This is a genomic window from Heliomicrobium gestii (genome assembly GCF_009877435.1).
Classification (GTDB): domain Bacteria; phylum Bacillota; class Desulfitobacteriia; order Heliobacteriales; family Heliobacteriaceae; genus Heliomicrobium; species Heliomicrobium gestii.
The window spans coordinates 115,222-132,946 of sequence record NZ_WXEX01000003.1; the positions used below are offsets into that span (position 1 = coordinate 115,222).

Below are 17,725 nucleotides of genomic sequence, written 5' to 3' on the forward strand. Positions count from 1 at the left end.
ACGGTTTTCAATGTGTGCGACCGTATCATCTCCGAACTGAGCGCTAGCTCTCCGATGAGTGTTGGTTTCCAGCAGGTGTTGCGATCCGGCTGTGGGAGTAGCCATAGAGGAAATAGACGACAATTCCTGCCGCCATCCAGATCAAAAACAGCTTCCAGGTGATCCAGGGCAGGGAACCCATCAGGAAGGCGCAGAAAAGCACGGCGAGCAGGGGCGTAAAGGGGACGCCGGGGCAACGAAAAGGGCGATTCAATTCGGGACGTTGACGCCGCAGCAGGATCACGCCGATAGAGACAAAGACAAAGGCGGACAGGGTGCCCAGATTGACCATCTCCGCCACAATCCCGATGGGAACGAAACCGGCGATAAAGGCGACGATAAACCCGGTCAGCCAAGTGGAGACAAAGGGGGTGGAAAAGCGGGGATGCACCTTCGAGAAAAGCGGCGGCAGCAGGCCGTCGCGGCTCATGGCGAAGAAGACCCGCGTCTGGCCGAACATCATCACCAGGAGGACTGTCGTGATGCCGGCGATGGCCCCGACAGAGACAAAGCCGGCCAACCAGTTCTGACCGGCCACCTGCATGGCCAGGGCAACGGGCGCCGAAACGCCTTTGAACTGGTCATAGGGAACAATGCCGGTCAGAATCGCCGAGACGATGATGTAGAGGACGGTGCAGATCGCCAGGGAAGCGACGATGCCGATGGGCAGGTCACGCTGGGGGTTCTTTACCTCTTCGGCAGCCGTGGAAACGGCGTCAAAGCCGATGTAAGCGAAAAAGACGATGGCGGCGCCGGACCAGATGCCTGAGACGCCGTAGGGCATGAAGGGGATCCAGTTGGCCGGTTTGACATACCAGACACCGACGCCGATGAAGAGGAAGACGACAACCATCTTGATAAAAACCATGATGTTGTTGACGCGCGCGCTCTCACGGATGCCGATCGACAACAGCGTGGTCACGATCAGGACGATGACCACAGCAGGCAGGTTGACGATGCCTCCCGTTGCCGGCGGATTGACAAAGGCCGCTGGCAGGTGGAAGCCAAGCCCTTCGACAAGTTTCACGAAGTAAGCGGACCAGCCGATTGAGACCGCGGAAGAGGCCAACCCGTATTCCAGGATGAGGGCCCACCCGATCAGCCAGGCCATAAATTCCCCGAGCGTGGCGTAGGAATAGGTGTAGGCGCTGCCCGACACGGGGCAGAGGGCGGCGAACTCGGCATAGGCGAGGGCGGCGAAACCGCAGGCCAGGCCGGCGAGCACAAAGGAGAGGACCAGGGCCGGACCGGCGTGTTCGGCGGCGGCGATGCCGGTCAGGACGAAGATGCCCGTGCCGATGATGGCGCCGATGCCCAGCAGGGTCAGATCAAGGGCGCCCAGGGTCTTTTTCAGACTGCCTTTCGATTGGGCGAACTCGATCAACTGGTCCAGGTTCTTTTTCCGCCAGAGGTTCATGAAGAGAGGCTCCTTTCCTTCCGTAAGCTATGGGCATAAGGGTTGCTTAAATGAGGTCGCGCAATGACGGGCATTAAAAGTTTTCCCTGCCCGGGTTTTGGATATCACGATTGGCTGTGCGATCCAACAAGCACATATTATACGCATTTGTCCTTTTTTACACAAGTGTCCTTCTCCGGTGGACAAAGAAAAAAGGCGATCTGGAATTCCCGGATCGCCTGTGTTTGGGGCTAGGGCTATCGATCATCGTCGCGCCGGTGGATGCATTCTTCAAAGGCTCGCTTCATCGCTTGTGTATGTACGGGGTTGATTGAGATACGGTCCGCCGGGTTGGTGTAGCACCATGGGGCCATGGGGCATTCAGAGCATTTGCCGGCTCGGTGCGGCCGCGGCAAGGGGATGATTCTGGCCATTCACACTACCTCCTGCATGCCAGTATGCCCGCGGCCCTTCGCAAACATGCCTGTCCTATTTTTTCCAATTAGGCCATAGAGTGTATCAGGTATGGCGAATAGGGGGGATAGGTGTGAAGAAGTCGATCATTCCCGAAGGGGGCGAATGGATCCTCAATCGACGACGCCGCCGTCCGGCGCCGTCGGGCGAGAGCCTTCGCGAACCGGAACGGGAGATCGGCCCTGAACCGCCGAAGGACGGAATGGGCGGTGGAAGCGGCGGCGCCGGGGGGAACCGCTGGCTCAGCCGTTTTGGTCTTGCCGCTTCACGGAGTTGGTTTCCGAGCGATGAGACAGCCCGCTGGGGCGAATCGCCGCCAGGCAGGGGGGAGGCATCGCTGCTGCGACGCTGGCTCTGGCAGACGGCCATCTCGTTGGCGCTCTTCGCAATCTGCTGGCAGATCTTCCAGTTTGACCAGCCCTGGGCACGGTGGCTGCAGGGCGAGGTTCGGCGCGTTGCTACTGAGAATGTCGAATATGAGGCCCTCCATGAAGCCGTCTTGCGCCTGGGTCTCTGGACCGACGCGGCTGCCGTCACGCCTGTCTTTGCCCCTGCCGGCGGCGGCGCGCGGGTGGGCCTTCCAGTGGACAGGCCGGTCAAGGGCATCCTCGTCCAGACCTATGGGCAGCGAGGGGGTCAATTTTATCCCGGCGTTCGCATCGCGGCGCCCGCCGGATCGGCTGTCACCGCCGGTGTCGCCGGCAAGGTGGCGGTCACATGGGTGGAAAACGGCGGTCACTTCGTCCAGATCGCGGTCGATGATGGAACGGTGCGCATCCTGGGCCCGCTGGAATCGACGGAGGTCAAAACCGGTCAGGCCGTCGGATTGGAAACGCTCCTGGGTCGCCTGGCCCGCAGTGAATCGGACGGTCAAGCGCAACTCTACCTGGAGGTTCGCCGGGAGGGACACAGCGTCGATCCCTTTGAAGGGGAAAAGGGGGGGCGTCCCCAGTGAGAATCGTCCGCCTGGCCGGGGTGGACGTGCGGATCAACGAATGGCTCATCGTGCTGGCGGCGTTGTATGTCTGGGCAGGTGTCGTTACGGAAGTGGCTCTCGCCTTTGCCTGTGTGGCCTGGCATGAGTTTGGCCATGTGCTTGCAGCCCGGCGCAAAGGCTTCGCTGTGCAGGAGGTTGAGTTTTTTCCCTTCGGCGGTGTCGCGCGCCTTGAACCCGGCCTGGAACAAAGCCCCGGCGATGAAATTCCTGTTGTTCTCGCCGGTCCACTCTTTTCCTTTCTCCTCCTGTTGATCCTGGAAGGTGGAGTGCGCCTGGGCGTCGACTGGGGTGACTATTTTGACTTCCTGCGCAACGTCAATTTCTCGATCGGCCTGTTTAACCTGTTGCCGATCCTGCCCTTAGATGGCGGTCGTCTCTGCCGGGCCTGGCTGGCCGGGCGCTGGGGCGTCATGGGCGCCTCTTTGCGCACCGCCGGTTGGGGGGAAGGCCTCGCCCTGCTCTTTGGCCTGCTGGCGATCGCCGGCCTTTACGGGGGACGGAGCGGTCTTGACCTGCCCTTGATCGCCGGATTTCTTTTTTTGGGCGCCCACAAGGAAAGGAGCAACGGCCCCATGTTTTTCTGGAACCTGCTCCGGGTAAAACGACGCAAACTGACGGGTCAGGCGGCCTGGAGCGGCGAGGTGGTCGTTGCCCGGCGTGATGCGCGCGTCTCCAGCCTGCTGCCGCGCATCGTCCCTCAGCGGTGCCTGCTTGTCACGGTTATCGACGGGGAAGGCGCCGTTATCGGCCAGGTCAGTGAGAGCGAACTGCTCCAACAGATGCTGCAAGGCAAGGAAGACCTGGCCGTTGGGGAACTGATTCGCAAAGACGGTGGGCGATAGGCCAAAAAAGCGTCCGGCGGGGTTGTCTTTCCGGGTTAAAGGGGATAATCTTATCGTAAGTTCCGTTATCATTGTGTATGGGTTATAATTGAACGAATCAGCGCGTGAGGCGGGGATACCAGTTTGAGTCGTAAAAATGAAATCAGCAAAATCCTAGAAGACGAATTGCTGCAAAAGGTGACGAAACCGACGCGGTATACGGGAGGCGAACACAACCAGGTAAAAAAGGACGGGTCACAGGTCGATGTGACGATGGCCTTCGCCTTTCCCGATGTCTATGAGGTCGGCATGTCCCACCTGGGTTTGCGCATCCTGTACCACCTGATCAACGAACAGCCGCGTATGGCGATGGAGCGGGTCTTCGCTCCCTGGCCCGATATGGAGAAAGCCATGCGGTCGCGAGGCGTGCCGCTGTTTTCCCTGGAGAGCCGGCGACCGCTGACAGAATTCGATGTGCTCGGTTTTACCCTGCAGTATGAGATGTCCTACAGCAATATCCTCAACATGCTTGACCTGGCCGGCATCCCGCTCTTTGCCGAGGAACGGGGGGACGGCGATCCGCTGATCATGGCGGGCGGCCCCTGCGCCGTGAACCCGGAGCCCGTGGCGCCCTTTTTGGATCTGATCCTCCTTGGCGAAGGGGAGGAGACACTGCCGCGGGTTCTGCAGACCATCGCAGACTTTAAAAGCGAGACAGCCTTTCCGGCTGGCGGAGCCGACTGCGGCGGCGAACAGGTTGAAACCGGCGCGGCGTCGCCGCAGACTGGCAAGGCGCACCGGGGCGATCGCTCCCGCCGGGAGACGCTGCTGCTTCGATTGGCCGCTATCCCCGGCGTCTACGTGCCTGCCTTCTACCGGCCTGAGTATGAAGAGAACGGGCGTTTTCTCGGCACGAAGCCGATGCGGCCCGGTGTTCCGGAAAAGGTGAAGAAACAGATCGTCACCGATCTGGACAAGGCCTACTTTCCCACCACATCGCTGGTGCCCTTCATGGACGTGATCCACGACCGGGTCATGCTCGAAGTGCTCCGCGGCTGTTCCCGCGCCTGCCGCTTCTGTCAGGCCGGGAGCATCTACCGGCCTGTTCGGGAGCGCTCCCCGGAGACGTTGAAGCGGCAGGCGGAAGAGCTCGTGAAGGCGACGGGCTACGACGAGATCGCCTTGACCTCCTTGAGCACCGCCGACTACACCTGTGTCGAGCCCCTGATCAAGGAATTGATCGCCACCCATGCCGGGCAGAAGGTGGGTCTCTCCTTGCCGTCGCTGCGCGTGGACGCCTTCTCCGTCGACCTGGCCAAAGAGGTCCAGAAGGTGCGCAAGACCGGCCTCACCTTCGCGCCGGAAGCTGGCACCCAGCGCCTGCGCGATGTGATCAACAAGGGGGTCACTGAATCGGACCTGATGGAGACGGTCGAGAGCGCCTTTTCCAGCGGCTGGACCGGTCTCAAGCTCTACTTCATGATTGGCCTGCCGACGGAGACGGAGGAGGACCTGGAAGGGATCGCTCGCCTGGCCGAACAGGTCGTGTACAAGGGAACGGCGATCCTGCGGGAAAAGGGCATCAAAAAGAGCGTCCGCGTCACCGTCAGCACCTCATCCTTTGTGCCCAAAGCGCAGACCCCCTTTCAGTGGGAGCCTCAGGCCGCCATGGCCGACCTGGAGGCGAAACAGGCCTTCTTGAAACAGCGGCTTCGCGACCGCCGCATCAGCTACAACTGGCATGACGCCCAGATCAGCTTTCTCGAAGCCGTCTTTGCCAAGGGTGACCGCCGGCTCGCCCAGGTGCTCCACCGGGCTTGGCAAAAAGGCTGTGTCTTCGACGGCTGGTCTGAATTCTTCCGCTATGACACGTGGATGGAGGCGTTCCGGGAGTGCGGCGTCGATCCGGCTGAGTACGCCTACCGGGCCATCGGCTATGATGACCCATTGCCCTGGGACCACCTCGATTTTGGCGTCTCTCGCCAGTATCTCATCAGGGAACATAAAAACGCCCTGGCGGCATCGCTGACCCGGGACTGCCGGGTCGACTCATGCGCCGGATGTGGCGTCTGTCCGACTTTAGGGGTAAGTATCGATTTGCGGGGTGGTGACCATGTTCCGAGTCCGGATCGCCTTTAGCAAACAGGATCCGGTGCGCTGGCTCTCCCATCTGGACACCCAGAAAGCTTTTGAGCGGGCCATGCGCCGCGCGGCCATCCCTCTGGCCTTTTCAGAGGGCTTCAATCCCCACCCTAAGATCGCCTTCGCATCGGCGCTGGCCGTCGGGATCGTCTCTTTTGGCGAGTATGTCGACATCGATCTGGCAGAGTCTGTAGACCCGGAAGCGGTGAAGGAACGGCTGCAAAAAGCCATGCCCGAGGGATTCGGCATCCACGGCGTCAAGGCCGTTCCGCCGGGAACACAGGCGTTGATGGCCGCCGTCAACCGCGCCCAGTACCGCCTGCGGGCGCCGTTGCAAGAACCCTTTGATGAGGCGGCGATCAGCGAGGCCCTGACCAGGAGCCTGGCCGAGACATCCTGGCTGGTGGAACGGGAAGGGAAAAAAGGCGTCTCCACACGGGAGATCCGTCCCGGTCTTTTCCAACTGTCCGGCTCCCGAACCGACGACGCCGTACTTTTGGAGATGCTCGTCCAGACCGGCAGCGAGGGCAATGTCCGTCCCGAAGAGGTCTTAGAGGCGGTGTGTCGGTACGGCCGCCTGCTGGTCGATCGGGAGCGAGTCCGCATCCTCCGTCTCGGCTTGTTTGTCGCCCAGGGAGAGCGGCTGCTGACGCCGATGGACGTCCTATGAACAAGACCGTCCTTGTTCAGGCTGACCAGGAATGGACAAAGGTAGCTGTCTTAGAGGAAGAGCGCCTCGTCGAGGTCCACTGGGAGCAGAGCGATCAGGGCGTTCTGGTGGGGAACATCTATAAGGGCCGTGTGGAAAACGTGCTGCCGGGCATGCAGGCGGCTTTCGTCGATATCGGTTGGGAACGGAATGCCTTTCTTGTCCTTGCCGACGCGCTGCCGCCTGACTTAAAGGATCTGCGCGCCGGTCTTTCAATCGATGATATCCTCAAACCGGGCCAAGAAGTGACGGTCCAAGTGCTCAAGGAGGGGATCGGCGGCAAGGGGCCTCGCGTGACCTGCCACTTGACCCTGCCTGGACGCTGGGTCGTCTTGTTGCCTGACGGCGATCAAGGAGGCGTCTCCCGGCGGATCGATGATCCGGCGGAACGGGAACGCCTTCGCCAATTGGTTGAACAAGTGCGCCCGCCCGGGATGGGACTCATCGTCCGTACGACGGCGGCCGGCGCCGCAGAAGAGGAACTGGCTGCCGATGTGGCCCGCTTGGCCAAGCGCTGGGAGAGGATACACGAAAAGGCCAGCCGCCGACCGGCGCCCTGCCTGATCGACGGCAGCGGCGACCTGGTCGAACGGCTCCTGCGCGATCGCATTGACGCTGAGGTGGCGCTGATTCGGGTCAGCGATCTCGATGTGTACAACCGGATGTGGGAGTGGGCCGGCGAAAACCTGCCGGCGCTTCGCCAGCGTTTGCATCTGGAAGAGGGACGCGACTTTTGGGCCGAGCACAACCTGCACAGCGAGATCGACAAAGCCTTGCGTCCCAAGGTCTGGCTCAAGTCGGGTGGCTATCTGGTCATCGAGGAGACGGAAGCGCTCACCGTCATCGACGTGAACACAGGCCGTTTCACCGGTTCCGTCAATCTGGAGGAGACGATCCGCCAGACCAATATTGAGGCGGCTCGCGAGGTGCCGCGCCAGCTCCGCCTGCGCGAGATCGGCGGGATCATCATCATCGATTTTATCGACATGCGTGACGAGCGACACCGCGCCGAGGTCCTGGAGACGCTGGAGGCGCACCTGGCGCGGGATAAGACGCGGACGAGCGTGCTGGGGTTGACGGCGCTGGGGCTGGTGGAGATGACCCGCAAGAAGGTGCGTCCGAGCCTCGCCTCGCTCCTGACGACCCCATGCGACTGTTGTGACGGGAGGGGACGGGTCGTGAAGGGGGAAACCCCCTGACCCTTGACGCCTTCCCTTGCGCTCGCAGATCCGCCCAACCAATTGCAGATTGAAGCGCCCTGGACTTTCTGGGGCGCTTTTCCATTTGATTTTTTCATTTCCTGGTCCTTGACCAGAACTGCTCAGGCGATAGATGTGACGACAGGTGTCGACACTTTAAAACCTCGAAAGAATCGTTTATAAACTTTTTAAACTTTCTTTATTGCCGCTTATCCTTTGCGGATTAGAATGACCTCACAAGATAAACGAAGGAGGTTGTTCGAATGAACAAAATGAAACTGCTGCTTGACGTGGTCAAGGCGATGAAGGAGAAGGATGTCTTCAAAGGCGCTCTCACGGTGGAGGGCGCGAGAGACGGTGTGACCGTACTGAAGTTTGGGAATGACTTTGAGGTGAGCGACACGGTGAAGGCCAAGGTTTGCGCCGAGGTGAACGACGGAGACCGGGTGTTGAAACATGAGAGCAGCACCGAGTTTTCCCGTTCCTGCGGCGGCCATGGCTTCCATCGCCGTCATTTTCACCATGGCTTCCATAGACATGGCTTTCATGGACATAGCTTCCACGGCCATTGCAGGCTGGGACGCCATGGCATCAAGGGATTTTTCGAGCGAATGAACGTGGCATTGACCCTTCTCTCCCATGTGCAAGTGGAGGCGCAGGAGGATAAGACCGTTCTTGTCTCCTTTGATTCCGACGCCCTTCCTGCCGAGATGCGGGCAACCATTCACCAGCGGATCAAAGAACGGCATCTCCATTGCGGTCATGGCTTTGAAAGAGCGGGCGCTCCTGTTGAAGCTCCCTTCCACGGAGAACACGGCGGTCATGGCGTTCACGGCGGACACGGTTCTCACGGACCCCTTGGCATGGTCCACCGGTTCTTGCCTTCAGCCCAGGGAAGAGTCCGCTGCAAGGCGCTGATCAATGAAGCCAACGAGATCATCATGATCGCTGCCGATATGGAGGGGAAACGGCAGGGGGCGGAAGAGGCCATGGAGGACGTGAAACTGAACGCGCAGGTTCGTTTCGTCTGGTAGACAATCGCCATCCGATCCGGTTCAACAAAAGAGGGTATAAAAGGGCGCCGGCAGAATTCCTTTGTCGCGCCCTTTTTCCTTCAGATAAAAAGCGTAAAAAGCGGCGCCGAGTCGCAGAAAGGACGCGGAGAAAAAGTGAGACACAGGCATTTTTTCCACCATCACAGGAATCACCGGGACTTTCATCAGTTTCATAAGTATTTCCGATGGGTGCGTCCCGGCGTCATCCTCTTCAACCTCCTGTTTCTCTATGTGCTGTTTTCTTGGGTCGGAAACACGGCGATCTTGCTGCTTCTCGTGGCCTTCATCGCCGTGAAGGAAGTCATCCATCTCTTCTTTCTCCGTCGATTGGAAAGACGGCTCTTTGCCCCTGTTCAGGAGTTGGATCAGGGCGTCAAGGAGATCGCCAAGGGAAACTACGATGTTTCGATCGATTGCGATATTCCCAACGAAATCGGGGCGTTGATCGTCTCGTTTAATGAGATGGCTCGAAAGTTGCGGGAAGGCGAAAAACTGAAGCAGGAGTATGAAGAGAATCGGAAGACACTGATCGCCAACATCTCCCATGACATCAAGACGCCCATCACGGCGATTCAGGGTCATGTGGAAGCCCTTCTGGAGGGGGTGCCCGACTCGCCGGAGAGGGCAGAAAAATACCTGAAGACGATCCACCGCAACACCATCTACATCAACAAACTGATCGATGATCTCTTTCTCTTTTCCCAGTTGGACCTGGGGAAACTGGCCTTGCACCGGCAGACCCTTTCGATCAGGCCCTTTATGCAGGATTTAATGGAAGAATTCAAATTTGAACTGGAGGAGCGGCAATGCGCCTTCACCTTCAACGATCGGCTGGCGCAAGAGCATCATGTGTCCATTGACGGGAAGCGAATCAACCAGGCTGTACGCAATATCATCGGCAATGCCGTCAAATACGGGCCGGAAAGGGATCTGGCGATCACGGTAGAACTGTATCAGGAAGGTGACTTTATCTGCCTCAGCATCCAGGATAACGGTCCCGGGATTCCCTCCGAAAAGCTGGCCTTCGTCTTTGACCGGTTCTACCGCATCGATCGGGCGCGAACGAAGGATCTGGGGAGCACCGGTCTCGGATTGGCCATCGCCAAGGAACTGATCGAGGCCCATGGCGGCGCGATCTCCCTTTCGAGCAAGGAGAATGAGGGCGCTCGTTTCATCATCGCGCTCCCGGTGGAAAGGAGCGACCATGAAGCAAATCCTGATCATTGAGGATGACATCCATATCGCCGAACTGGAGCGGGACTATCTTCGTCTCAACGGTTACACCGTCACCATCGTGCAAGATGGCGCGCTGGGTCTCAAGCAGGCCCTATCGGGCATCTATGATGTGGCGCTGGTCGATCTGATGCTGCCCAACAAAGACGGCTACGAGATCGTCCGGGAGATCCGCAAGAGCATGGAGATCCCCATCATCATCTTATCGGCCAAGTCAGACGATATCGACATCATTCGCGGCTTGGCCGTCGGCGCCGACGATTACTTGACCAAACCCTTCCGGTTTGCCGAACTGGTGGCCCGGGTGAACTCCCATATCCATCGCTATGAGCGATTGACGGGCAAACGAGCGGCCACTGAAGTCATCAGCCACAAAGGGCTGGAGATCAACACGGCCGCTCGCAAGGTTTTTGTCGACGGCAAAGAGGTTTCCATGACGACCAAAGAGTACGAGTTGCTCTTGTTTCTCGCCTCGAATCCGAACATCGTCTTCAGCAAGGAACAACTCTTTGATAAGATTTGGGGCGAAGAGAGCCTGGGCGAATTGGCGACGGTGGCCGTTCACATTCAAAAAATACGCAAAAAGGTCGAGAAAGACCCTTCCAACCCGGCCTACATTGAGACGCTCTGGGGAACGGGATACCGTTTTAACGGGTGATGGCCGTGACGGCGGATGCCTCAATGATTTGAAGACAGATCCCTTGACAAAGGCATTCCAACTCGATAAAATACTGATTTGTAGGTATATGTCCTCTGTCCTCAACCGCTCAGGACGGGCTGGGGAAGTCGGCTTCGGCCGCGCCTTGCGCCTGGCGAGTCTAGTATGGGAGGTGTAGCATTCATGTTCGCGATTATCGAAACCGGTGGCAAGCAGTACAAAGTTCAACAAGGCGATGTGCTCAAGGTGGAGAAACTTGAAGCCAATCCTGGCGATGTGGTCGAAATCGACCGCGTTTTCGCTGTCAGCAAGGATGGGGAGCTGAAGGTCGGAGCCCCGACCGTCGAAGGCGCCAAAGTCCTGCTGAAAGTGGAAGACCACGGCAAAGGCAAGAAGATCGTCATCTTCAAGTACAAGTCCAAGAAGAACTACCGCCGCAAGCAAGGTCATCGTCAAGCCTTTACCCAAGTCCGCGTCGAAGCCATCGAAGCCTAAGGCCCGGTTGGACTCGATATGGTCAAGGTAACGGTCTATGTCGATGAGGAACAGCGGATTCTGGGATTTGAAGCCCTGGGTCATGCCGGAGCGGCGCCCCACGGGCAAGATGTGGTTTGCGCCGCTGTGTCGGCGTTGACCTTTACGGCGGTCAATGGGTTGGAGCACTTTCTCGGCGCTAAGGCGACTGACGTGAGCGCCTCCAAGCCGGGAGACTTACGCTGCCTCTTGCAGGACCCGCTGGCGCCGGAAGCGGCGCGGACGGCCCAGATCATCCTGGAAACGATGGTCCTTGGTTTGCAACAAACCGCGGAAGCTTATCCGCGTTTCCTTCACGTCGAGAAGAGGAGGTGTGTCCCATGCTAGTCATGAATCTGCAATACTTCGCCCATAAAAAAGGTGTCGGTAGCTCCCGCAACGGCCGTGACTCCGAAGCCAAACGCCTGGGCGTCAAGCGCAGCGACGGTCAAGCCGTTTTGTCCGGCAACATCCTGGTCCGCCAGCGCGGCACCAAGATTCACCCCGGCAACAACGTGGGTCTGGGCAGTGACGACACCCTGTTCGCCCTGATCGACGGCGTCGTTAAATTCGAACGCAAAGGTCGGGACAAAAAACAGGTCAGCGTGTACGCTGTCTAAGAACAAAGCAGCCCCCGGAGAAATCCGGGGGCTTTTTGTCAATATTAATACTGTGCGCCGGACTGGCAGCAGGATGTTCGTTCACAAAGATCCGGCGTGGCCGGGAGTGTTTTCAGATGGCCGAGAACGGTTTGCCAGCCGCAACGGACCGGCATAACCCGGCAGAGGGCAGTCTCGCCCAGAGCGCCGCAACAGCGGCCGATCCGGCAGGGGCCCATTTCGCCGGTTTCAGTCCTGACACTGCCGAGTGGGTAGAACTGTGGCGGGAGCTTCGCCATGATTTTATCAACCACTTGCAGACGATCCTGGGATACATCCAGGTGGGGCGGGGAGAGCGATCCCTCGAATACCTCCGGGAAGTGGCCCTCCGGCTCCAGGAGGATGGCGGCATCATGCGCTTAGGCGTCCTGCCCGTCATCGCCCACCTGCTGCTCCGAGGGCAAGATCTGCGGGAACGGGCCGTCGACCTGCGCATCGGCGTCGATCAGGCGTGGAACCCGGAACCCTGGCAGGAGGAGAACTGCGCGCGCCGGCTCGCCTCAGCGGCATCGGGAATGATCGAAGCGTTGCTGCCTTCCCAGGATCCGTCGGAAGAAGAGCCTGCCCTCTGCCTGCGTTTTCGCGGGCCAGACCCTGTTTTCGAGGGATGCTGGCTGGGCCGCGACGAGACATTGAAGACGGTCGACCTCGTTTCCCTTTTGCAGGAGGGAGCGCCCTGATAGTTTTCTACGTTCGGTTCTCTGCTTCGATTCCCTGCTCGATTCCCCATTTCATGAACCAACAGACGGGTTCAAACTCATAGGAGGTTTCGCCGTTGTTTTACGATCAGGCGAGGATATTTGTTAAAGGCGGTGACGGGGGGAACGGCATCGTCTCTTTTCGCCGTGAAAAATATGTGCCCGAAGGCGGGCCCAACGGCGGCGATGGCGGCGCCGGCGGCAACGTCATCTTCATCGGCGACGAGGGGTTGCGCACCCTCGTCGACTTCCGTTACCAGCGCCATTACAAGGCCGAACGGGGCGAGCATGGCATGGGTAAGAACATGCATGGCCGCGACGGCGAGGACATGACTGTCCGGGTGCCCATCGGCACCGTCGTCAAGGACGCCGAGACGGGCGCGCTCCTGGCTGACATCACCGCTGAAGGCCAGCGGTACATCGCCGCCAAGGGCGGCCGGGGCGGCCGGGGCAACGCCAAGTTTGTCAGTTCCACCAACCGGGTGCCCATGATCGCCGAGAAGGGTGAACCCGGCGATGAACAGTGGCTGGAACTGGAACTGAAACTGCTGGCCGATGTGGGACTTGTCGGTTTCCCCAACGTGGGCAAATCGACGCTCATCGCCAACGTCTCGGCAGCGCGCCCCAAGATCGCCAACTACCACTTCACCACCTTGGAGCCCAACCTGGGCGTCGTGCGCATCGCCGAAGGCCAGAGCTTCGTCATGGCCGACATCCCGGGCTTGATCGAAGGCGCCCACACCGGCGCCGGCCTGGGCCACGACTTCCTGCGCCACACCGAGCGCACCCGCTACCTTGTCCATGTTCTGGACATCTCCGGCAGCGAGGGGCGCGACCCGCTGGAAGACTATGACGCCATCAACCGGGAACTGGTCCTCTACAAGCCCGAATTGGCCAACAAACCGATGGTTGTCGCCGCCAATAAAATGGATCTGCCCGGCGCTGAGGAACAGCTGGCGCGCCTGCGGGAGAAGCTCGGTGAAGAGGCCGTGATCTTCCCCATCTCGGCGGCCACCCGCCAGGGGTTGGACCCGTTGATCTATCACGTTCACAAGGGACTGGAGGAACTGGGGCCTGTCGTCTTCGAGACGGTCACCGCAGACGCGCACATGGATGTTCGCTTCTCCGGCAAGGCTGAGGAACGCTTCAAGATCCACCGGGACGAAGAGGGCGTCTTTGTCGTCACCGGCAAGGAAGTGGAGCGCCATGTGGCCATGACCGACATGGAAAACGAAGAATCGGTGGCCCGCTTGCAGCGCATTTTTGACGTGATGGGCGTCGATCAGGCCTTGCGCGACGCCGGTTGCCAACACGGCGACCCTGTCCGCATCCGCGACCTGGAGTTTGACTTTATCGAGTATGCCGCCCAATATGCCGATCGTGGCGACGACGGCGAATAAATTGATTGCCCAATTTGCTCGATTCTGAAAAAATTGTGTAAAAAGGGTCAAGGCAGGAAACGCCCGTCCTATCGAGAATAAACCACAATACAAAAGGGACGATCCTGTATACAGGACGCTGTTACAGGTCGTCGCCGACGCCCATCAATCGACTGTGGAGGTGGCCCCCGTGTTTGGACGCCAGGACCTGCCCAAGGCCCGCCGCGTCATCGTCAAGGTCGGCACCAGCACCTTGACCCACGGCACCGGCAAACTGAACCTGGAGCAGATGGAAAAGCTGGTCCGGCAACTGGCCGATCTCTCCAACCGGGGTCATCAGGTCATACTGGTCAGTTCCGGCGCCGTTGGCGCCGGCATGGGGCGATTGGGTCTGGAGAAGCGGCCGAAAGCGGTGCCGGAGAAACAAGCCTGCGCCGCCGTCGGCCAGGGCATTCTCATGCATATGTATGAAAAGCTTTTCGCCGAATACGGCCTCGTCGTCGCTCAGGTGCTGTTGACGCGGGACGACTTCGCCTTCCGGGAGCGCTACATCAACGCCGGCAATACCCTGGAGGCGCTCCTGCGGATGAACGTCATCCCCATCATCAATGAAAACGATACGGTCTCCATCGACGAGATCCGTCTTCGCTTCGGCGACAACGATACCCTGTCGGCCTTAGTGGCCGGTCTGGTTCAAGGCGACGTGCTGATCCTGTTGACCGATATCGAAGGTCTTTATTCGGCCAATCCGCGGGTTGACGCCGAAGCGGTTTTTATCCCTGAAGTGGCAGAGATCACGCGGGAGATCGAAGCGATGGCCGCTGGCGCCGGCTCCAACCTGGGCACCGGCGGGATGGCCACCAAGCTGCAAGCGGCCAAAATCGCTGTTGAATCGGGCGTCGCCATGGTCATCGCCCAAGGCAGCCGGCCCAACGGTCTCCGCGAGATCATGAACGGGGAAGAGGTAGGGACCTTGTTTTTCCCCAATGAAAAGCCGCTGCCTGGCTACAAGCGCTGGCTGGCCTTCAGCTCAGCCAGCAGCGGCCGCGTCTACATCGACGCCGGCGCCGCCGAGGCGATCGTCTCCGGCGGAAAGAGCTTGCTCCCTTGCGGCATCACCCGGGCGGACGGTGATTTTCAGAGCGGCGATATGGTGAGCATCATCGCGCCGGAAGGCCTGGAAGTGGCCCGCGGCGTCACCCAGTATTCGGCAGACCAGGTCCGGCGGATCATGGGGAAACAGTGCCAGGACATTGAAGCGGCCTTGGGCGCAAAAGGCGTTGACGAGGTCGTGCACCGGGACGATCTGACCGTTATGGTCTCCCGGCATATCGGATAAGAAGCAAAGGCGAAACAGGGGGAAAGAGCCATGAACATGTATTCCGAACTGTCCCTGAAGGGCAAAAAAGCCAAAGACGCCGCTTACAAACTGGGGTCGTTGTCCTCGCAGGTGAAAGACAAGGCCCTTGAGGCGATGGCCTACGCCTTGGTGGCCCAGGAGGAAGAGATTCTGGCCGCCAACGCCCTTGACGTGGAAGCGGGACGGCAAAAAGGCATGTCCAAGTCGCTCTTAGATCGGCTGATGCTGAATAAAAAGCGTGTCGAAGAGATGGCGGAAGGTCTCTATGCCCTTGTCAGCCTGCCCGATCCGATCGGCGAAGTGAAGCGCCAGTGGCGCCGCCCCAACGGCCTTGAAATCGGGCAGGTGCGGGTGCCCCTCGGTGTCGTCGGCATCATTTATGAAGCCCGTCCGAACGTCACCGTCGACGCCGCCGGCCTTTGCCTGAAGACGGGCAACGCCGTCTTGCTGCGCGGCGGTTCTGAGGCGATTCGCTCCAACATGGCCATCGTCAAGGTCATCGCCAAGGCGGCTGAAGAGGCCGGCATCCCGGAAGGGGCCATCCAGTTGGTGGAGGACACGAGCCGGGAAGTGGCCCAGCAGATGATGACCATGAACGATTACCTGGACGTGCTCATCCCCCGCGGCGGCGCCGGTCTGATCCAGGCGGTCGTCAAAAACGCCACCGTCCCGGTCATCGAAACAGGTGTTGGCAACTGCCACATCTATGTGGACGCCGACGCCGATCTGGAAATGGCGGAACGGATCATCATTAACGCCAAGTGCCAGCGCCCCGGCGTCTGCAACGCCGCCGAGTCGCTTCTCGTTCACCAGGATGTGGCCCGCAAGTTCATCCCCCATATCGGCAAGGTGCTGACGGAGATGAACGTGGAGCTGCGCGGATGTCCCCGCACCCTCTGTTTCTTTGAGGGGATCAAGGAGGCCACCGAAGAGGACTATGCCACGGAGTTTCTCGATCTGATCCTGGCCGTTAAGGTTGTCGACAGCTTCGATGAGGCCCTTGAACATATCCGCAAATACTCGACCGGTCACTCGGAGGCCATCATCACCCGCGACTATGGCCGCGCCCGCGAGTTCACCCGCTGTGTCGACGCCGCCGCTGTCTACGTGAACGCCTCGACGCGGTTCACCGACGGCTTCCAATTTGGCATGGGCGCCGAGATCGGCATCTCCACCCAAAAACTGCATGCCCGCGGTCCCATGGGACTGAACGAACTGACGACGATCAAGTACGTCTGCTACGGCGATGGACAGATCCGCTAATCACCCTGTTGAGCGCAAGGGCTTTATCATCGGTCCCCATGGCGTCGTCATCTCCATCCCGGAAGACCTGACTGACTATGAGTGGGTGGACACCACCTTCGGGATCAAGGTGCCCAAATTCAAGGTGAATCAAACGGGCGACGGGATTGTACGCGTCGGCATCATGGGCGGGACCTTTGACCCTGTTCACTTTGGCCATCTGGTGACAGCCGAAGCGGCGGCCGATCTCTTCGACTTGTCTGTCGTCGTCTTTGTGCCCTCAGGGAGACCGCCCCACAAACGGAGCCAGCTTGTGACCGACCCTTGGGAACGCTATCGCCTCACCGAGTTGGCTACCTGCTCGAACCCGCGTTTTCGCATGTCTGATGTGGAGGTAAGCCGCCCCGGCTATTCCTATGCCATCGACACGGTCCGCTCCTTCCGGAGCGACTATGGGGAACAGGCGGAGTTTTTCTTCATCACCGGCGCCGACGCCATCTTGGAGATCATGACCTGGCGCCAGATCGATCAGTTGATGGCCGAATGCCGTTTTATCGCCGCCTACCGCCCCGGTTATGGCCGCGATCACCTGCGCGAGGCGGTGGCCTGCATGGAGGCGTTTTCCGGACGGATTCACCTGATCGAGGTGCCAGCCTTGGCCATCTCGTCGACCGACATCCGCCAGCGCCTCGCCCAGGGGCGTTCCGTCAAGTACCTCTTGCCCGAGCCGGTGGTCCACCGCATCATCGAAACGGGAAGTTACCGCTAGCACCCCGCGAATAACCCCGCCGTATCCGGTCATACTAAGTCGCGAGCGCAGGGCGAAAGTACATCGCTTGAGGCCGAGTATCATGGGGTTATGGTGAGGTGAATGGAATTGACTCGGACCCTTTATGTGGGCAATTTGCCTTGGGCAACGAAGCCCGAAAACCTGACGGATCTCTTTTCCCCCTACGGGGAGGTGCTGAGCAGCCGGATCATCACAGACAGAGAGACAGGGCGATCAAGAGGATTCGGTTTCGTCGAGGTCAGAGATGAAGACGCCGAGCGCATGGTGGAAGCCATGAACGGCGCCGAGTATGAAGGCAGGATGCTGACCGTCAACGAGGCCAAGCCCAGACAGGACCAATAAAAGAATTTATATGCACCTC

General features: G+C 59.6%; 19 protein-coding genes. 17 read left to right on the forward strand and 2 right to left on the reverse strand.

The features are described 5' to 3' along the window. Positions 1 to 43: 43 nt before the first annotated feature. Together GTO89_RS04395 and GTO89_RS17065 are read right to left on the reverse strand one after the other, a co-directional pair. A complete protein-coding gene (locus GTO89_RS04395) occupies positions 44 to 1,456 on the reverse strand; it encodes an amino acid permease (protein WP_161260857.1) in 1,413 nt (470 codons plus the stop codon). Positions 1,457 to 1,692: 236 nt separating this feature from the next. Further along, the gene (locus GTO89_RS17065; RefSeq protein WP_170294374.1) at positions 1,693 to 1,869 is read right to left on the reverse strand and encodes a hypothetical protein; all 177 of its coding nucleotides are present in this window, start codon (positions 1,867 to 1,869) and stop codon (positions 1,693 to 1,695) included. Between the two features lie 113 nt (positions 1,870 to 1,982). On the opposite strand from GTO89_RS17065, the gene GTO89_RS04400 reads away from it, so the two are divergent. The 17 genes from GTO89_RS04400 (at position 1,983) to GTO89_RS04480 (ending at position 17,706) form a co-directional block, all read left to right on the forward strand. Next, positions 1,983 to 2,864: a murein hydrolase activator EnvC family protein gene (locus tag GTO89_RS04400; RefSeq protein WP_161260858.1), complete on the forward strand. Its 882-nt coding sequence runs from the start codon at positions 1,983 to 1,985 to the stop codon at positions 2,862 to 2,864. Beyond that, complete coding sequence (locus GTO89_RS04405) at positions 2,861 to 3,748, forward strand: site-2 protease family protein (RefSeq protein ID WP_161260859.1); 888 nt, start codon at positions 2,861 to 2,863, stop codon at positions 3,746 to 3,748. The genes GTO89_RS04400 and GTO89_RS04405 overlap by 4 nt, the downstream gene beginning before the upstream one ends. Before the next feature lie 123 nt (positions 3,749 to 3,871). Further along, positions 3,872 to 5,866, forward strand: coding sequence for a TIGR03960 family B12-binding radical SAM protein (locus GTO89_RS04410; RefSeq protein ID WP_170294375.1), 1,995 nt, complete (start codon positions 3,872 to 3,874; stop codon positions 5,864 to 5,866). After that, positions 5,841 to 6,539 (forward strand): TIGR03936 family radical SAM-associated protein, encoded by a 699-nt coding sequence (locus tag GTO89_RS04415; protein ID WP_161260860.1) that lies wholly within the window; start codon positions 5,841 to 5,843, stop codon positions 6,537 to 6,539. Before GTO89_RS04410 ends, GTO89_RS04415 begins: the two co-directional genes overlap by 26 nt. Further along, positions 6,536 to 7,777: an Rne/Rng family ribonuclease gene (locus GTO89_RS04420; protein ID WP_161260861.1), complete on the forward strand. Its 1,242-nt coding sequence runs from the start codon at positions 6,536 to 6,538 to the stop codon at positions 7,775 to 7,777. The genes GTO89_RS04415 and GTO89_RS04420 overlap by 4 nt, the downstream gene beginning before the upstream one ends. A 263-nt stretch (positions 7,778 to 8,040) precedes the next feature. Further along, positions 8,041 to 8,811 (forward strand): hypothetical protein, encoded by a 771-nt coding sequence (locus GTO89_RS04425; protein WP_161260862.1) that lies wholly within the window; start codon positions 8,041 to 8,043, stop codon positions 8,809 to 8,811. Between the two features lie 135 nt (positions 8,812 to 8,946). Next, positions 8,947 to 10,059 (forward strand): sensor histidine kinase, encoded by a 1,113-nt coding sequence (locus GTO89_RS04430; RefSeq protein WP_328793859.1) that lies wholly within the window; start codon positions 8,947 to 8,949, stop codon positions 10,057 to 10,059. Then, positions 10,037 to 10,723, forward strand: coding sequence for a response regulator transcription factor (locus GTO89_RS04435; RefSeq protein WP_161260863.1), 687 nt, complete (start codon positions 10,037 to 10,039; stop codon positions 10,721 to 10,723). Before GTO89_RS04430 ends, GTO89_RS04435 begins: the two co-directional genes overlap by 23 nt. A gap of 183 nt (positions 10,724 to 10,906) precedes the next feature. After that, positions 10,907 to 11,218 carry a 50S ribosomal protein L21 gene (rplU, locus tag GTO89_RS04440; protein WP_161260864.1) on the forward strand — a complete coding sequence of 104 codons (312 nt, stop codon included), beginning with the start codon at positions 10,907 to 10,909 and terminating at the stop codon, positions 11,216 to 11,218. Between the two features lie 18 nt (positions 11,219 to 11,236). After that, positions 11,237 to 11,584, forward strand: a complete 348-nt coding sequence (locus GTO89_RS04445; RefSeq protein ID WP_161260865.1) for a ribosomal-processing cysteine protease Prp — start codon at positions 11,237 to 11,239, stop codon at positions 11,582 to 11,584. Next, on the forward strand, positions 11,578 to 11,856 hold the full coding sequence (gene rpmA, locus GTO89_RS04450) for a 50S ribosomal protein L27 (RefSeq protein WP_012283722.1): 279 nt from the start codon (positions 11,578 to 11,580) through the stop codon (positions 11,854 to 11,856). Before GTO89_RS04445 ends, rpmA begins: the two co-directional genes overlap by 7 nt. A gap of 116 nt (positions 11,857 to 11,972) precedes the next feature. After that, entirely contained in the window at positions 11,973 to 12,575 is a 603-nt protein-coding gene (locus GTO89_RS04455; protein ID WP_161260866.1) for a Spo0B domain-containing protein, read from the forward strand. 95 nt (positions 12,576 to 12,670) lie between these two features. Continuing rightward, on the forward strand, positions 12,671 to 13,993 hold the full coding sequence (gene obgE / locus GTO89_RS04460; protein WP_161260867.1) for a GTPase ObgE: 1,323 nt from the start codon (positions 12,671 to 12,673) through the stop codon (positions 13,991 to 13,993). 169 nt (positions 13,994 to 14,162) lie between these two features. Next, complete coding sequence (gene proB, locus GTO89_RS04465) at positions 14,163 to 15,311, forward strand: glutamate 5-kinase (RefSeq protein WP_161260868.1); 1,149 nt, start codon at positions 14,163 to 14,165, stop codon at positions 15,309 to 15,311. Between the two features lie 30 nt (positions 15,312 to 15,341). Next, complete coding sequence (locus tag GTO89_RS04470) at positions 15,342 to 16,595, forward strand: glutamate-5-semialdehyde dehydrogenase (RefSeq protein WP_161260869.1); 1,254 nt, start codon at positions 15,342 to 15,344, stop codon at positions 16,593 to 16,595. Beyond that, the gene (nadD, locus tag GTO89_RS04475) at positions 16,579 to 17,343 is read left to right on the forward strand and encodes a nicotinate-nucleotide adenylyltransferase (protein WP_328793860.1); all 765 of its coding nucleotides are present in this window, start codon (positions 16,579 to 16,581) and stop codon (positions 17,341 to 17,343) included. Before GTO89_RS04470 ends, nadD begins: the two co-directional genes overlap by 17 nt. A gap of 102 nt (positions 17,344 to 17,445) precedes the next feature. After that, a complete protein-coding gene (locus tag GTO89_RS04480; protein WP_161258653.1) occupies positions 17,446 to 17,706 on the forward strand; it encodes an RNA-binding protein in 261 nt (86 codons plus the stop codon). Positions 17,707 to 17,725 lie beyond the last annotated feature (19 nt).

Excerpts from the sequence above, each read along its gene's own strand:
- GTO89_RS04480 (WP_161258653.1), top strand. The coding sequence starts at position 17,446 with ATGGAATTGACTCGGACCCTTTATGTGGGCAATTTGCCTTGGGCAACG.
- GTO89_RS04415 (WP_161260860.1), top strand. The coding sequence starts at position 5,841 with ATGTTCCGAGTCCGGATCGCCTTTAGCAAACAGGATCCGGTGCGCTGG.
- GTO89_RS17065 (WP_170294374.1), bottom strand. The coding sequence starts at position 1,869 with ATGGCCAGAATCATCCCCTTGCCGCGGCCGCACCGAGCCGGCAAATGC.
- rplU (WP_161260864.1), top strand. The coding sequence starts at position 10,907 with ATGTTCGCGATTATCGAAACCGGTGGCAAGCAGTACAAAGTTCAACAA.
- GTO89_RS04425 (WP_161260862.1), top strand. The coding sequence starts at position 8,041 with ATGAACAAAATGAAACTGCTGCTTGACGTGGTCAAGGCGATGAAGGAG.
- GTO89_RS04420 (WP_161260861.1), top strand. The coding sequence starts at position 6,536 with ATGAACAAGACCGTCCTTGTTCAGGCTGACCAGGAATGGACAAAGGTA.
- GTO89_RS04395 (WP_161260857.1), bottom strand. The coding sequence starts at position 1,456 with ATGAACCTCTGGCGGAAAAAGAACCTGGACCAGTTGATCGAGTTCGCC.
- nadD (WP_328793860.1), top strand. The coding sequence starts at position 16,579 with ATGGACAGATCCGCTAATCACCCTGTTGAGCGCAAGGGCTTTATCATC.
- GTO89_RS04470 (WP_161260869.1), top strand. The coding sequence starts at position 15,342 with ATGAACATGTATTCCGAACTGTCCCTGAAGGGCAAAAAAGCCAAAGAC.
- GTO89_RS04445 (WP_161260865.1), top strand. The coding sequence starts at position 11,237 with ATGGTCAAGGTAACGGTCTATGTCGATGAGGAACAGCGGATTCTGGGA.
- GTO89_RS04435 (WP_161260863.1), top strand. The coding sequence starts at position 10,037 with ATGAAGCAAATCCTGATCATTGAGGATGACATCCATATCGCCGAACTG.
- rpmA (WP_012283722.1), top strand. The coding sequence starts at position 11,578 with ATGCTAGTCATGAATCTGCAATACTTCGCCCATAAAAAAGGTGTCGGT.
- GTO89_RS04455 (WP_161260866.1), top strand. The coding sequence starts at position 11,973 with ATGGCCGAGAACGGTTTGCCAGCCGCAACGGACCGGCATAACCCGGCA.